Raw genomic sequence first — 14,476 nt, 5'->3', positions numbered from 1 at the left:
TGACGATCCATAGGAGCATCCATGCGTGCAGCACGACCGGCCCACACGGGGTTCCGTGCGGGCCGGTCGTGCTCGGTCAGGCGGGGATGAGGAACGGTTCGAGGACGAGGATCTCGGTGCCGTCGGGGCGGTAGGTGCGCCATCGGCCGTCGGGTTGTCGTTCGATCCGGAAGCCGTGGTGGACCTTGGTGTGGTGCCGTTCGCACAGGAGCCCTGAGTTCTCCAGTGAGGTGTCTCCGCCGTCGGCCCAGTGCACGAGGTGGTGGACGTCGCACCACCAGGAGGGGGCGTCGCAGCCGGCGAAGACGCAGTGCTGGTCGCGGATCTCCACCGCGCGGCGCAGGTGCGGCGGGAACAGCCGCTTGGTGCGGCCGACGTCCAGGGGTTGGCCGTCGGGGCCGATGACGATGCGGGTGACGTTGCCGTCACACGCCAGCCAGCGGGCCTTGGCGGCGGAGATGACGCCGCCGAACCCGGTACGGGCAGCTCCGGCCCCGGTGTGGGGGTCGACCAGGTCGTCGAGGTCGATGGTGACCACCACGTGGGGCTTGTGGCCGCGCAGGATCGGCAGCCCGCCGGAGGCCAGGGCGTTGTCGACGAGCTGGACGAGGGCGTCACCGGCCTGCTGGGCGCGGGTCCGCAGGTCACCGGCGGGGCGGGAGGCCTGCAGGATCGACTCGATCGCGGCCTGCAGCTTCTCCCCGCCGATCGCGTCCAGGACGAACCGGCCGACCACCAGGCCGTTGCTGTCCCGGGTGACCGTGAGGCTGCGCTGCTCGGTGGGGTCGGGTTCGGGTCCGTCGGGGTCCAGCCGGTCCAGGTAGTGCCCGACGGCTTGGCGGAGGTCGGCGTGTGGCCGGGTGGCGGCGACCTCGGTGAGCAGGGCGTCGATCTCGGCGAGCTCCACCCCCTGCGCCTGCGCCCGGGCAACATTGACCTCCGACGCGATCGGGGCGATCACCGTCACCGCCTCGGGCGGCACCACGCCCGCCGCAGCCGCGGCGGCCAGCGCCGGCAGCTGCTGCAGGGCGCGGCCGGTGCGGACCAGCTGCGAGGCGACGGCCTGCGGCAGCCGGTGGTGCCCGCGCAGCCAGGAGGCCATCGTGGCTTTGCCGTCGTGCTCCGGTGCCTGGGTGAGCTCGCACTCCCGCACGGTGCGGGCCAGATCGGCGACCAGCGTGTTCCGCGCGCGGACCAGCACCCCGGCCCGCTCCAGCATCGCCGGCCCGAACGACGACGTCAGCTCCTGACCGGCCAACGCCTCCAGAGCACCGGTCAGGCACTCCAGCGGCGTCTCACATCCGGTCGAACACATGTACGAATACTACCGCAGCAAGCACGCCTCGACCACCTGAATCCCCAGGTCAGACGCCTGTCCACAGATGCGGGACGGGGCTTGACGCGGACAGGTAGTCGGCCGCCAGGCAGCCGATGATTGCCGCCCCATGCGCTACGGTCCGACGCATGCAGCTGCCCGACGGTCTCGTGGCCGTGGTGAAGCGCGACTGCCCCACCTGCGTCCTCGTCGAACCGGTCCTGCGTGACCTGGGCGCCGCGGTCTGGTCCCAGGACGACCCCGAGTGGTTCGACCACGACGACACCGAGCTCGAGCTCTCCTACCGGCTCGGCATCGAGACGGTCCCCACCCTGATGCGGATAACCGATGGCGAGGAGACAGCCCGCGTCGTCGGCTGGAGCCGCGAGCAGTGGGAGGAGCTGACCGGCCGCACCGGCCTGGGCCCCGACCTCCCCGAGCACCGCCCCGGCTGTGGCTCGCTCTCGGTCGACCCGTTCCGGATCGACGCCCTCGAGGCGCGCTACGGCGGCACCGGCCTGAGCAGCCGCCGCGTCGAGCTCGCCGACCTCGAGGACGAGCACGAGGCGCTCTTCGACCGCGGCTGGACCGACGGCCTCCCCGTCGTTCCGCCCACTCCCGAGCGGGTCCTGCGGATGCTGCGCGGCACCACCCGCGACCCTCAGGACGTCGTCGCCGTCGTCCCGCCCGACCTCGTCGAGTGCACCGTCGAGAAGGTGGCGGTCAACGCGGTCATGGCCGGCTGCCTGCCCGAGCACCTGCCGGTCGTGCTGGCCGCCCTCGAGGCCGCCTGCACCGAGGAGTTCGCCCTCCACGGCCTGCTGGCGACGACGTACTTCTCCGGACCGGTGGTCGTCGTCAACGGCCCCATCGCGCGCCGGATCGGCATGAACAGCGGGGTCAACGCCCTGGGGCAGGGCAACCGCGCGAACGCCACGATCGGCCGGGCGCTGCAGCTCGTCGTCCGCAACGTCGGTGGCGGCCGGCCCGGCGGGATCGACCGGGCCACCCTCGGCAACCCCGGCAAGCTCACCTTCTGCTTCGCCGAGCGCGAGGAGGGCAGCCCGTTCGCGCCCCTGAGCGCCGACCGCGGAGTCCCGGGCGACGCGGTCACCCTCTTCGCCGGCTCCGGTGTGCAGCCCGTCGTCGACCAGCTCAGCCGGACGGCCGAGTCGCTGGCGCGCACCTTCGCCGCCTGCCTCCGAGTCAACGGGCACCCGAAGCTGCCCATGGCGTTCGACGCGCTCCTCATCGTCTCCCCGGAGCACGGCCGGGTGTTCCGCGAGGCCGGCTGGGACCGCGCCCGGCTGATCGCCGAGCTGACCACGCTGCTCACCCTCCCGTCGGACGAGCTGCTGCGCGGCGCGAACGGCATCGCCGAGGGCATCCACGAGGGGCTCGCGGGGATCGAGCTGCCGAAGTTCCGACCGGGCGGTCTGCTGGTCGCCCACGCCGGCGGCGACGCCGGCCTGTTCAGCGCCATCGTCGGCGGCTGGGTGTCCGGTGACACGGGGAGCGCCCCGGTGACTCGAGAGGTGCACGCATGAGAACAGTCCTGGACCCGACCGGCGAGCAGCGGACGACGGAGCGGGAGCTGCTGCCCCGCCCCGCCGAGCTGCGCGGCCGCACCGTCGGGCTGCTCGACATCAGCAAGGCCCGCGGTGACGTCGTCCTGAACCGGCTCGAGGAGCTGCTCACCGCCGACGGCGTGATCGTGCGCCGCTACCGCAAGCCCACGTTCACCCGTACGGCGCCGGTGGACCTGCGGCACGAGATCGCCGAGCGGTGCGAGGTGGTCATCGAGGCGCTCGCCGATTAGGGCTCGTGCACGTCGTGCAGTGTGCACGACATCGCCGACCTCGAGCGCCGTGGCGTGGTGGGGGTCTTCCTGGCCAGCGAGGTGTTCGCCGACGCCGCCCGCATGCAGGGCGAGGCGCTCGGGTTCCCCGCGCCGTTCGTCCTGGTCCCGCACCCCGTGCAGGACCGGACCGACGAGGAGCTGCGCGCCGTCGCCGACGACGCGTACGCCGCCGTCGTCGCCGCGGTCACCGCTCCGGGATCGACACCGGCTTCCTGAGCCGGGGCGGCCGGCCCAGCCACGCGAGCACCGACCGCTGGGCGGGCACCGGCGTGTCGGCGGCCGGCCGGGCGAGTCGCCGGGCCAGGCCGTCGACCTCGCGGCGCAGCGCGTCGCGGCGGCCCTCGAGCGCCGTCACCTCGCCGAGCAGCGCGGACCGGTGGCGATCCGCGGCCTCGTCCCGGCGTGCGCGGTCCCGGGCGGCGTCGGCGTCGGCCCGCTGTCGCTCCGCTCGCGCGGTGGCCAGCATGCCCACGATCTCCTCGCGCACCTGCAGCCGTGCCGCGGCCACCTCGTCGGCGGCCTGCTGCCGCAGTCGCTCCGCCGCCTCGACGGCGCGCGACTCCAGGGCCCGCAGCTCCGCGCGGACCGCCTCGGCGTCCGTCGCCGCCCGGGCCCGGGTCACCTCGGCCTCCGCCACGAACCGGCGGGCCTCGGCCAGCAGGCCGGCGGCCTCGGACGCGGCGGCCGCGGTCGTCAGCTCGGCCTGGGCCACGGCCTGCGCGGTCATCGCGCGTGCCTCGGAGGCCGCCCGGTCGAGCTCGGCGACGGCGGCACGGCGGTCGGCGTCGGCCTCGCCGAGCATCCCGTCGGCCTCGTCGGCCGCGGTGGCGAGCAGGGTGCCGAGCCGGCGGGAGAGCTGGAGGAACTCGCCCCCCGCCGAGGAGTGCGCGAGCAGCTCGCGGGCCTCGGCCAGCTCGGCCTCGGTGCGGAGGTGCCGCTCGGTCAGGTGCTCGCGCTCCCGGTCGGCGGTGGCCAGCTCGTCCTCCGCCCACTGGACGTAGGAGTCGACCTGGAAGCGGTCGTAGCCGGCCAGCGTCCGCCGGAACATCGGCGCGGTCTCGAAGACGGTGGGCAGGTCACCGGAGACGTTCGGACGACGGCGCACCGCAGCGGGGCGGGCCACCTGGCCCTGTGGAGCTGCGACGACCTCGCCGTCGACATGCGGCTCGACGCCCATCCCACCCACCTCTCGCTGCTGTTCCGGCACGAGAACGAACGCTACGGCGACGCACTGCTGTAGTCCTGTCGTCACGGTGGGTGGTCACCCGGATGGGGAGGGTCGGCGGCGACGACGCCGGACAGGCGTGCTGACCCGACCGGGTGAGGCCCGTGCTGCGGCGGGTTTGGGCACCGCCATCCACGCGCACCCTGGTGCCCATGCCCACCGATTCCTCGCCGCTGCCCGGCAGTCTCACGGTTCCGCCGCTGCACGGCTGGCTGGGGATCGCGGCCCTGCTCGTGCTCGCCGTCGTCGTCGGCGTCGGCTACCTCGTGGTCCGAGCGGCCGGCCACGACGACAGCGAGTCGTCCGAGTGGCTCTCCTGGCTGGACGGCCGGTCGCGGACCGGTGTCGTCGAGGAGCCCGCGGACCCCGGGCACGCGCCCGTGCCGCTGCGCCGCGGGTCCTAGCCACCCGGGCGGCCGCCGGGCTCGGGCGACCGCCCGCAGGCAGAACATGGCCTGCGTTACAGTCCGAAACCGGGGGCGCCCACGCCTCCGGGGAGGCAGCCTTGACCGACACCGCGCCCGGCACACCGACGCTCGCCGAGCCTCCGCCGCCGCCCATCGGGGTCCGCGTCGGCGAACTCGCGGGCCGGTACGGGGACACCCCGGCCGTGGTCTGCGAGGGCACCACCCGCAGCTGGGCCGAGCTCGAGCGCCGCACGAACCGCCTGGCCAGAGGGCTGCTCGCGCGCGGCGTCGCCCACGGCGACCTGCTGACCATCGGCCTGCCCAACAGCGTGGAGTTCGTCGAGGCGTGCATCGCCGCCTGGAAGGTCGGCGCGGTCCCGCAGCCGGTGTCGGCGGCGCTGCCGCCGCTGGAGCTCCAGGGCGTGGTCGAGCTCGCCGACCCGCCGCTCGTCGTCGCCCGCGGCGACATCCCGCTCGACCGGCCGATCGCCGACGTCGAGGAGCTGCTCGCCGGCGTCGAAGACGACGCCCCGCTGCCACCCGTCGTCTCGCCGGCCTACAAGGCGCCCACCTCCGGTGGCAGCACCGGACGCCCCAAGCTGATCGTCTCCGGGCAGACCGGCGTCGTCGAGCCGTTCGGCGCGCTGGTGTGGAAGCACCGCCCCGGCGGGGTCCTCGTGATGCCGGGGCCGATGTACCACAACGGCCCGTTCACCAGCGCGATGGCGGGCCTGCTGGACGGCTCCACCCTGGTGCTCATGCCGAAGTTCGACGCCGAGGGCGTCCTCGCCACCGTCGAGCGGCACCGCGCCACCTGGCTCTACCTCGTGCCCGCCATGATGAGCCGCATCTGGCGGCTGCCCGACGACGTCCGCACCCGGTACGACATCTCCTCGCTCGAGACCGTCTGGCACCTGGCCGCCCCCTGCCCGCCGTGGCTCAAGGAGGCCTGGATCGACTGGGTCGGCCCCGAGGTGCTCATGGAGCTCTACGCCGGCACCGAGGCGCAGGCCGGCACGATCATCAGCGGCGCCGAGTGGCTGGAGCACCGCGGCTCGGTGGGCAAGGTGCTGTACGGCGAGATGACGATCCTGGGCCCGGACGGCGAGCAGCTCCCGCCGGGCACCGTCGGCGAGGTGTTCCTGCGCCGCGGGCCGGGCCAGGCCCCGTCCTACCGCTACATCGGGGCGGAGGCGCGCACCCGTGGCGACTGGGAGTCCCTCGGCGACGTCGGCTGGATGGACGAGGACGGCTACCTCTACCTGGCCGACCGGCGCACCGACATGATCCTCGTCGGCGGGTCGAACGTGTACCCCGCCGAGGTCGAGGCCGCGCTCGACGAGCACCCGCAGGTCGCGTCCAGCGCCGTCATCGGGCTGCCGGACGACGACCTCGGGCAGGTGGTGCACGCGATCGTGCAGCCCGCCCCCGGTATCGACGACGTCGACCTCGACGACCTCCGCCGGCACCTCGCCGAGCGGCTGGTCCGCTACAAGCAGCCGCGCACCTTCGAGTTGGTCGCCGAGCCCCTGCGCGACGAGGCCGGCAAGGTGCGCCGCTCCCAGCTCCTGGCCGACCGGGTGCCGCCCGCGACGTAGCGCCGCCCGCCCCGACCCGTACCCCCGATCCGACTGGAGCCCTGGCATGACCGCGACCGACACCCGAGCCGTGGAGGAGGACCTGCGTCAGCGGGTCACCGACTTCCTCGCGGCGCACGACCACACGACCATGGACCGGCTCGACTTCCTCCGGGCCCGCTACGACGCCGGCCTGGCCTGGGTGAACTTCCCGGTCGGGCACGGCGGGCTGGGCTTGCCCCGCTCGTTCCAGACCCAGGTGGAGGTCCAGTTCGCGAAGGCCGGCGCCCCCGACAACAACCCCAGGGGCAACGGCATCGGCCTGGGCATGGCCGCGCCGACGATCCTCGCCTTCGGCACCGAGGAGCAGAAGAAGAAGTTCCTCCGCCCGCTGTGGACCGGCGAGCAGATCTGGTGCCAGCTGTTCAGCGAGCCCGGGGCCGGCTCCGACCTCGCCGCCGTCAGCACCCGCGCCGTCCGCGAGGGCAGCGACTGGGTCGTCAACGGCCAGAAGGTGTGGACGTCGTCGGCGCACAAGGCGCAGATGGCCATCCTCGTCGCCCGGACCAACCCCGAGGTGGCCAAGCACGCCGGCCTCACCTACTTCCTCTGCGACATGACCGTGCCCGGCGTCGAGGTGCGGCCGCTGCGGCAGATCACCGGTGAGGCCGAGTTCAACGAGGTCTTCCTCACCGACGTGCACATCCCGGACAGCCAGCGGCTCGGTGACGAGGGGCAGGGCTGGAAGGTCGCCACGGCCACGCTGAACAACGAGCGCGTCGCGATCGGCGGCGGAGGCGGCGGCCGGGAGAGCGGGATGGTCGGTGTCCTCGCGAAGTCGTGGCGGGAGCACCCCGAGCGCCGGGGCGTCGGGCAGCACGACAAGCTCCTGCGGCTCTGGGTGGACGCCGAGGTGGCCCGGGTGACCGGCCAGCGGCTGCGGCAGAAGCTGGCCGCGGGGGAGCCCGGCCCGGAGGGCTCGGCGATGAAGCTGACCTTCGCCCGCATCGCCCAGGAGGCCAGCGGCATGGAGCTCGAGCTGCTCGGCGAGGACGGGCTGCGCTACTCCGACTGGACGCTGCGGCGTCCCGAGCACGTCGACTTCACCGGCCGTGACGCCGGCTACCGCTACCTGCGCGCCAAGGGCAACTCCATCGAGGGCGGCACCTCGGAGATCCTGCGCAACGTCATCTCCGAGCGCGTGCTCGGCCTGCCCTCCGAGCCGCGCGTGGACACCGGCATCCCGTGGAAGGACCTGCCCCGATGAGCGACCTCAACCTGCTCTACACAGACGTCGAGGACGACCTGCGCGCCAGCGTCCGGGACCTCATGGCGGCCCGGTGCGAGCCCAACGCCGTCGTCGGCATCTACGACGGCGACAGGTCGCTGGTGGAGCCGCTGTGGCGGGCCCTGGCCACCGAGCTCGGTCTGGCCGGGCTGCTGGTGCCCGAGGAGCGCGGCGGCGCCGGCGCCTCCGCGCGCGAGGTCGCCGTGGTGCTCGAGGAGCTCGGGCGCGCCGCGGCCCCGGTGCCGTTCTTCACCAGCAGCGTCGTCGCGACGACGGTGCTGCTCGCCGCCGCGCCGGGTGGTGCGGCCGACGCACTGCTCGCCGGGCTGGCCGCGGGGGAGCGGACCGCGGCCCTGGTCGTCCCGCTCTCCGTCGGGCCGGGCGACGAGGTCGCCGCGTTCACCCGTGACGGGAACGGGCGGATCAGCGGCAGCGCGCGGAGCGTCGCCGGCGCGCTGGAGGCCGACGTCCTGCTCGTGCCGGTCGCCGACGGCGGGGGCATCGCCGTGCATGCCGTCCCCGCCGATGCCGCGCGCATCGACCCGGTCGTCTCCCTGGACATGACCCGTCAGCTCGCCGACGTGACCCTCGAGGGCGCGGCGGGCGAGGAGGTCCTCCCGGCGGCGTCCGGGGCCGACGCCGTGCAGCGCGGTCTGGAGACCGGCGCGGCCCTGCTGACCTCCGAGCAGCTCGGCGTCGCCCAGTGGTGCCTGACCACGACGATCGCCTACCTCAAGGACCGCCGGCAGTTCGGCCGCGTGGTCGGCGGCTACCAGGCGCTCAAGCACCGGCTCGCCGACCTCTACGCGGCGGTCGAGTCCGCCGCCGCGGCGGCCCGGAACGCGGCGGCCAGCACGGCCGAGGGCGACCCGGACAGCGCGATCGCGACCGCCGTGGCGCAGTCGTTCTGCTCCGACGTCGCGGTCAAGGCGGCCGAGGAGGCGGTCCAGCTGCACGGCGGCATCGGCATGACGTGGGAGCACCCGGCCCACCTCTACCTCAAGCGGGCCAAGGCGGACCAGATCGCGCTGGGCACCCCGGCCGCGCACCGGGCCCGGCTGGCCGGGATGGTGGACCTCCCCGCACCGGTCGGCTGACAGGTACGCAGAGACGGCAGCGGCCCCGGGTGCTCGAGCACCCGGGGCCGCTGCCGTCCGCCGAAGCGTCAGACGGCCGAGGATTCCTTCTCCGCCGGCTGGGCGGCGGCGGTCCGCGTGGCCGCCCGGCGGGCCAGCAGGAGCGCGGCCACGAGGGCCAGCACGCCGAGCACGACGGCCACGATCGGCAGCACCGTCCCGACGAGGTTCAGCAACTGCGCGTCGGACGCCACGGCGTCGCCGCGGTCGTCGATCGAGTCGTCGGTGGAGTACAGGTCGATGGTCGCGAACGGCACCTCGACCGTCGTCACGCCCAGGTCGAGCGAGCCGATGACCTCCTGGGTGCTGCCGCCGGCGACGGTGGCGCCGAGCTCGGCGTCGGCGTCGACGAGGGTGGTGGTCCGGGACGTCCACTCGATCGGGATCGAGGTGGGGAGCGACGGCAGCACGGCCGGCAGCGCGGCGATCAGTTCGGGAGCGACGAGGCCCTCGAGGCCGGGTGCCAGCGCGGCCAGCTGCGCCTTCGGCAGGAAGGTCGGCAGGCCCAGCCCCGGCGGGTCGGCGAGCTCGCCCTCGGCGACCGACCGGTACCGGTATACGTCGCGGCCGCCCAGGGTGTCCTCGTCGTAGAACTCCAGCGGGGTGGCCTGCAGCGTGTACTGGTCCCAGTACGTGTAGGCGCCCTCCTCGGTGGAGGGGCCGACGGGGAGGGTGAACACCAGGCCCTCGGCCGAGGTGACGTCGTCAGCGCCGTCCGGGGCGGGCAGGGCCTCGGCGGTCTCGCGGTCGACGGCGAAGACGACGTCGGACACCGCCGGCGGCCGGTCGCCGATCGTCCGGAGGTCGCGACGCTGGACGATCTCCGTGTCGCCGTCCACCCGCTCGGCCGAGACCGTGCGGGTCGCCTCGATGGGGACGTCCTGCAGGAGCACCTCGGTCGAGGCGCCGGTGATCACGCCCGGGTTGATGCCGTTGTAGGTGCCCTCGAACTCGAGGGTCACGTCGAGGTCGGTGGGCAGCTTGGTGACCGACGGGACGACGACGAAGCGGACGACCGCGGCGGCGGCGATCAGCAGCACACCCACCAGGGCCAGGGCGATGGACGATCGGGTCAATCTCACGGCGGGAACTCCGGAAGTCTGCGACGAGGCGGCGAACTCAACCCCCCGAGCATGGCCCCCTTCCGCGCCCACTGCCGTCCGGAGTGGCCGAGCGCACAGCCGATCGAGCGGCGGTGGTGACCGGGCTCACCGGCGCCCGGAAGCGGGAGCGGGACCTGCAGCGCCGCGCCGGGAGGCGGGCGGCCCGGCAGACTGGCACCGCCCAGGAGTCCAGCGGGAAGGACATCGCCATGACCTCGTCGCAGGCCGTCCGCGCGGTCCTCGCCGGGCTCGAGCACAGCCGGTCGTGGCAGGAGGAGCTGTACCGCGACGTCCACCGGCACCCCGAACTGCCGCACCAGGAGCACCGCACCGCGGCCCTGGTCGCCGAGCGGCTGCGCTCGGCCGGCTACCAGGTGCACGAGGGTGTGGGGGGCACCGGCGTCGTCGGCGTCCTGGCGAACGGGGAGGGCCCGGTGGTGCTGCTGCGGGCGGACATGGACGCCCTGCCCGTGCGGGAGGCGACCGGCCTGCCCTACGCCAGCGCGGTCACCGCGACCGACGCCACCGGCGCCGAGGTGCCGGTGATGCACGCGTGCGCCCACGACGCCCACGTCGCCTGCCTGGCGGGCGCCGCCCACCTGCTCGCGGAGGGCAGGGAGCACTGGACCGGCACCGTCGTCGCGCTCTTCCAGCCCGCCGAGGAGGCCGGCGACGGCGCCCGCGCGATGGTCGCCGACGGCCTGGCCGGGTTGATCCCTCCACCGACGGTCGCGCTGGCCCAGCACGTGATGGCGCTGCCCGCGGGGCAGTCGTCACCCGCTCCGGACCCGTGCTGTCGGCAGCAGACAGCATGCGGATCACCGTGCACGGCCGCGGCGCCCACGGCTCGATGCCGCACGCCGCGGTCGATCCGGTGGTGCTCGCGGCGATGATCGTCGTCCGGCTGCAGACCGTCTTCGCCCGCGAGGCCCCGCCGGGGGAGACCGCCGTGCTGACGGTGGGCAGCATCCAGGCCGGCACCACGAGCAACGTCATCCCCGACACCGCGGTGCTGCAGCTCAACGTCCGCACGTACTCCGAGGCCACCCGGGGCACGGTGCTGGCCGCGGTCGAGCGGATCGTGCGGGGCGAGTGCGCGGCCTCCGGCAGCCCGCGCGAGCCGGAGTTCGAGCTCTTCGACCGCTATCCGCTCACCGACAACGACGAGGACGCCACCGCGCGGGTCGCCGGAGCGTTCGCCGGCCACGTCGGCGACCGGGCCGGCCCGGCGGAGCAGCAGTCGGCGAGCGAGGACTTCAGCCACGTCCCCGTCGCGCTCGGCGTCCCGTACACCTACTTGTTCGTCGGGGGCGTCGATCCCGACCTGTACGCCAGGGCGGCCCGCGCGGGCCGGATCGCCGAGGACGTGCCGGTCAACCACTCGGCCGCCTTCGCGCCGGTGATCCAGCCGACCCTCGACACCGGCACCGAGGCGCTCGTGGTCGCCGCGCTCGCCTGGCTCGCCCCCGCGCCCTGACCCGAGGGCGCGCCGGCTACTCGTCCTCGCGCGGCCGGGTGCCCGGCGGCAGCGGCGCGTCGACGTCGAAGTGGATGCCGACCAGCCGGATCGCGAAGCACAGCGCGGCCGCACCCACCCCGGCCACCGGTCCCCGGATCCCCACCAGGTCGGTGACGACGACGGCGGTGGCGCCGACCAGCGCCGGGACGGCGTAGAGCCCGCTGCTGAGCACCGTCGGCACCTGGCGGACCAGCACGTCGCGCAGCGTGCCGCCGCCGACCGCGGTGATCGCCCCGACCAGCGCCGACTGCGCGGGCCCGAACCCGAGGTCGACCGCCTTGAGCGCGCCGGTGACCGCGAACAGGCTCAACCCCACGGCGTCCAGCACGTTGATCGCCCGGTTGATCCTCACCAGGTAGGACCAGAGGAAGAACGCCAGCAGGCCGCCGCCGGCGGCCACTGCGAGGTAGCGCCAGTCCAGGAAGGTGGCCGGCGGCAGGGCGTCGAGGAAGACGTCGCGGATCGTCCCGCCGCCGAGCGCGGTGATCATCCCCAGGGTGACGACGCCGACGATGTCGAGGCGGGTGGCGCGCAGCGCGGTGAGGGCGCCGTTGAGCGCGAAGGCGAACGTGCCGATGAGGTCGAGCACGAGCAGCGCCGTCGTGGCCATGGCGGGGAACGTAGCCTCCGGTACCGCCGACCCGGACGCCGAGCCGGGTGCCCGGGCATGTCTGATGGTCGGCGGACGACGACGAGCGGGATCGAGGGACGACGGCCGGATGAGTTCGACGATGCGCATCGTGCTGCGGCAGATCGGGCCGTCGATCATGGCGCCGCTGCTGGTGTACGAGATCGGGCACGGCGCGGTCATGCCGGTGATCGCCCTCGTCGCGCTCGACGCCGGTGCGTCGACGACGGTGGCCGGTCTGATGGTCGCCGCCATCGGGATCGGCACTATCCTCGGCGACCTCCCCGCAGCCTGGCTGTCCCACCGGCTGGGGGAGAAGGGCGCGATGCTCACGGCGATGGTCGTCTCGGCCCTCGCGATGCTGTCGTGCCTGCTCACCGACTCGGTCGCGGCGCTGGCGGTGGCGCTGCTGGTCATGGGGGCGTGCGCGGCCACCATGCACCTGGCCCGCCAGTCCTACGTGGCCGACGTCGTCGCCGTCCACCACCGGGCCCGCGCGATGTCGACCTTGGGCGGGGTGTTCCGGATCGGACTGTTCATCGGGCCCTTCGTCGGCGCGGCCGTCATCTCGGTCTGGGGCACGCGGTCGGCGTTCGCGGTCGCGGTCGCCGCGTCGCTGCTGGCGGCGGTGATCCTCGCGCTCGTCCCGGTGGCCGGGGGCTCGGGCGGCGCGGCTGTGGGCGTCCACGCCGGTCCGGTCGGCGTGCGGCGGATGTTCACCCGCTACCGGCGCCTGTTCCTCACCCTCGGCATCGCGGTGGCCTCGATCGGCGCGGTCCGTGCGGCGCGGGTGGCCGTGATCCCGCTGTGGGCCGAGCACATCGGGCTCGACGCGGCGACGACCAGCCTGATCTTCGGCATCGCCAACTTCGTGGACATGGCGCTGTTCTATCCCTCCGGCCACGTGATGGACCGGCTGGGGCGGCTGTGGATCGCCGTCCCCTGCATGGTGGTCCTCGGTCTGGGCACGGCGGCGCTGCCGCTGTCCGGGAGCGCGGCGACCCTCACCGCCGTCGCGATGGTCATGGCGTTCGGCAACGGGATCGGCTCGGGCATCGTCATGACGCTCGGTGCCGACGTCTCACCCGCCGAGGACCGGCGCTCCTTCCTGGCCGTCTTCCGGCTGCTCAGCGACGTGGGCACCTCCCTGGGGCCGGTCATCCCGGCGGTGATCGCCAGCGTGGCCACGCTGGCGCTGGGGATCTCCGCGGTGGGCGGAATCGCCCTGCTGGGCGCGGCCGGCCTCGCGCGGTGGGTGCCGCGCTACTCCGACTACGCGACGCCGGCGATGGTGCGCGAGCACCACCGCCGCCTCGCCGAGGAGCGCGCGGAGGTCACGCGGAGCTGACCCCGGCTCCTGCCCGTGGCCGGGCGAGCGCTCCCTGGTCGAAGAGCGCGGCCAGCGCCGCGTCGGACGCGGCGAGGGCGGCCCGGTCGAAGGTGCTGCTGCTCGCGACGAGCTCCGCTGCGCCGGTGCGCTCGAGCAGCTCCGCCAGCCGGCTCTCCACCGTCGTCGCGGTGCCGGAGATCGCCGCCGCGGCGGTGCGCTCGAGGTATTCCTGCTGCCGGGCGGTGCGCCGCGCAGCCCGGACGGCGGCGACGGGCTCCAGCGGCGGGAAGACCCCGGTGGTGCGGGCGACGGCCATCGCCCAGGCCTCGGGGAGCAGCAGGTCGGCGGCCTCCTCCTCGGTGTCGGCGATCAGCACGTCGAGGCTGATCGACACCCGTGGTTCCGGCTGCTGCGCCGAGGGCCGGAAGGTCCGCCGGTACCGGGCCAGCGCCGCCCTGCCCGGCTCCGGATCGCCGCCCACGCCGAGCACCGGGCCACCGACGAGCACGGGCAGCCCCAGCTCGGCGGCCACCTCCAGCCCCGCGCCGGTGGCCAGCACGTGCATCGGGACGGGCGCGGTCGGCCGGGGGCGCAGGGTGATCTCCGCGGTGCCGCTCAGGTGATCCCGCAGCTCGGCGAGGTCGGCCGGGAAGTCGCGTTCGGTCTCCCGCAGCGCCCTGCGCCCGGGCGCGGTGAAGCCGGAGGAGCGGCCCAGGCCGAGGTCCACCCGTCCGGGCGCGAACGCCGACAGGACGGCGAACTGCTCGGCGACGACGAGCGGCTGGTGGTGGGGGAGCATCACCCCGGCCGACCCCAGCCGGATGGTCGAGGTCACGCCGGCGATGGCCGCCAGCAGCACCGCGGGCGCGGAGCCGGCGACGCCGGGGACGGCGTGGTGCTCGGCCACCCAGAAGCGGCCGAAGCCCAGCCGCTCGGCCTCGACGGCCCGCGCGACGGTCCCGGTGAGCGCCGCCGCGTCGGTCTCGCCGGCGCGGGTGCGCGAGCGGTCCAGCAACGACAGGCGGGGCTCGGGATCGGTCACGCCGGGTCCAGCGCCCGGTGGGCGAGGGGTGTTCCGCGCCCGGCG

Annotated in this window: 13 protein-coding genes and 1 pseudogene; 9 read left to right on the top strand and 5 right to left on the bottom strand. The window is 74.6% G+C overall.

Going from position 1 to position 14,476, the window contains the following annotated elements:
- Positions 1 to 76: 76 nt before the first annotated feature.
- Entirely contained in the window at positions 77 to 1,315 is a 1,239-nt protein-coding gene (locus tag A6V29_RS04955) for an HNH endonuclease signature motif containing protein (protein WP_137159273.1), read from the bottom strand.
- 149 nt (positions 1,316 to 1,464) lie between these two features.
- Here A6V29_RS04955 and A6V29_RS04950 point away from each other — a divergent pair, with 149 nt between their 5' ends.
- Together A6V29_RS04950 and A6V29_RS21880 are read left to right on the top strand one after the other, a co-directional pair.
- Complete coding sequence (locus A6V29_RS04950) at positions 1,465 to 2,862, top strand: thioredoxin family protein (RefSeq protein WP_137159272.1); 1,398 nt, start codon at positions 1,465 to 1,467, stop codon at positions 2,860 to 2,862.
- Positions 2,859 to 3,392, top strand: a pseudogene (locus tag A6V29_RS21880) (UGSC family (seleno)protein). The gene A6V29_RS04950 and the pseudogene A6V29_RS21880 overlap by 4 nt, the downstream one beginning before the upstream one ends.
- On the opposite strand, the gene A6V29_RS04935 reads toward A6V29_RS21880, so the two are convergent.
- Positions 3,361 to 4,353, bottom strand: coding sequence for a coiled-coil domain-containing protein (locus A6V29_RS04935; RefSeq protein ID WP_137159269.1), 993 nt, complete (start codon positions 4,351 to 4,353; stop codon positions 3,361 to 3,363). The pseudogene A6V29_RS21880 and the gene A6V29_RS04935 sit on opposite strands and share 32 nt — an antisense overlap.
- Positions 4,354 to 4,553: 200 nt before the next feature.
- On the opposite strand from A6V29_RS04935, the gene A6V29_RS04930 reads away from it, so the two are divergent.
- The 4 genes from A6V29_RS04930 to A6V29_RS04915 all read left to right on the top strand — a co-directional run bounded on the left by A6V29_RS04930 (position 4,554) and on the right by A6V29_RS04915 (position 8,770).
- A complete protein-coding gene (locus A6V29_RS04930; RefSeq protein ID WP_137159268.1) occupies positions 4,554 to 4,805 on the top strand; it encodes a hypothetical protein in 252 nt (83 codons plus the stop codon).
- Positions 4,806 to 4,906: 101 nt separating this feature from the next.
- Entirely contained in the window at positions 4,907 to 6,406 is a 1,500-nt protein-coding gene (locus tag A6V29_RS04925) for an AMP-binding protein (RefSeq protein ID WP_212719000.1), read from the top strand.
- 46 nt (positions 6,407 to 6,452) lie between these two features.
- On the top strand, positions 6,453 to 7,652 hold the full coding sequence (locus tag A6V29_RS04920; protein ID WP_137159267.1) for an acyl-CoA dehydrogenase family protein: 1,200 nt from the start codon (positions 6,453 to 6,455) through the stop codon (positions 7,650 to 7,652).
- Positions 7,649 to 8,770 (top strand): acyl-CoA dehydrogenase family protein, encoded by a 1,122-nt coding sequence (locus tag A6V29_RS04915; protein ID WP_137159266.1) that lies wholly within the window; start codon positions 7,649 to 7,651, stop codon positions 8,768 to 8,770. The genes A6V29_RS04920 and A6V29_RS04915 overlap by 4 nt, the downstream gene beginning before the upstream one ends.
- A gap of 68 nt (positions 8,771 to 8,838) precedes the next feature.
- Here A6V29_RS04915 and A6V29_RS04910 read toward each other — a convergent pair whose 3' ends face one another.
- Positions 8,839 to 9,891: a porin PorA family protein gene (locus A6V29_RS04910; protein ID WP_170977693.1), complete on the bottom strand. Its 1,053-nt coding sequence runs from the start codon at positions 9,889 to 9,891 to the stop codon at positions 8,839 to 8,841.
- A gap of 230 nt (positions 9,892 to 10,121) precedes the next feature.
- On the opposite strand from A6V29_RS04910, the gene A6V29_RS21475 reads away from it, so the two are divergent.
- On the top strand, positions 10,122 to 10,805 hold the full coding sequence (locus tag A6V29_RS21475; RefSeq protein ID WP_249933026.1) for a M20/M25/M40 family metallo-hydrolase: 684 nt from the start codon (positions 10,122 to 10,124) through the stop codon (positions 10,803 to 10,805).
- Positions 10,724 to 11,389: a peptidase dimerization domain-containing protein gene (locus tag A6V29_RS21470; RefSeq protein ID WP_249933025.1), complete on the top strand. Its 666-nt coding sequence runs from the start codon at positions 10,724 to 10,726 to the stop codon at positions 11,387 to 11,389. The genes A6V29_RS21475 and A6V29_RS21470 overlap by 82 nt, the downstream gene beginning before the upstream one ends.
- Positions 11,390 to 11,405: 16 nt before the next feature.
- Here the strand turns inward: A6V29_RS21470 and A6V29_RS04900 are convergent, their stop codons facing one another.
- A complete protein-coding gene (locus tag A6V29_RS04900) occupies positions 11,406 to 12,041 on the bottom strand; it encodes a trimeric intracellular cation channel family protein (RefSeq protein ID WP_137159264.1) in 636 nt (211 codons plus the stop codon).
- A 109-nt stretch (positions 12,042 to 12,150) separates the two neighbouring features.
- Here A6V29_RS04900 and A6V29_RS04895 point away from each other — a divergent pair, with 109 nt between their 5' ends.
- On the top strand, positions 12,151 to 13,407 hold the full coding sequence (locus tag A6V29_RS04895) for an MFS transporter (protein ID WP_137159263.1): 1,257 nt from the start codon (positions 12,151 to 12,153) through the stop codon (positions 13,405 to 13,407).
- On the opposite strand, the gene A6V29_RS04890 is transcribed toward A6V29_RS04895, so the two are convergent.
- Positions 13,394 to 14,431 (bottom strand): MsnO8 family LLM class oxidoreductase, encoded by a 1,038-nt coding sequence (locus A6V29_RS04890; protein WP_249933024.1) that lies wholly within the window; start codon positions 14,429 to 14,431, stop codon positions 13,394 to 13,396. The genes A6V29_RS04895 and A6V29_RS04890 overlap by 14 nt on opposite strands.
- Positions 14,432 to 14,476: the final 45 nt, after the last annotated feature.

It is taken from the genome of Blastococcus sp. CCUG 61487, assembly GCF_005222955.1.
Classification (GTDB): Bacteria; Actinomycetota; Actinomycetes; order Mycobacteriales; family Geodermatophilaceae; genus Blastococcus.
The sequence above is the reverse complement of the archived record's forward strand: the minus strand, read 5'-3'. Positions and strand labels throughout refer to the sequence as shown.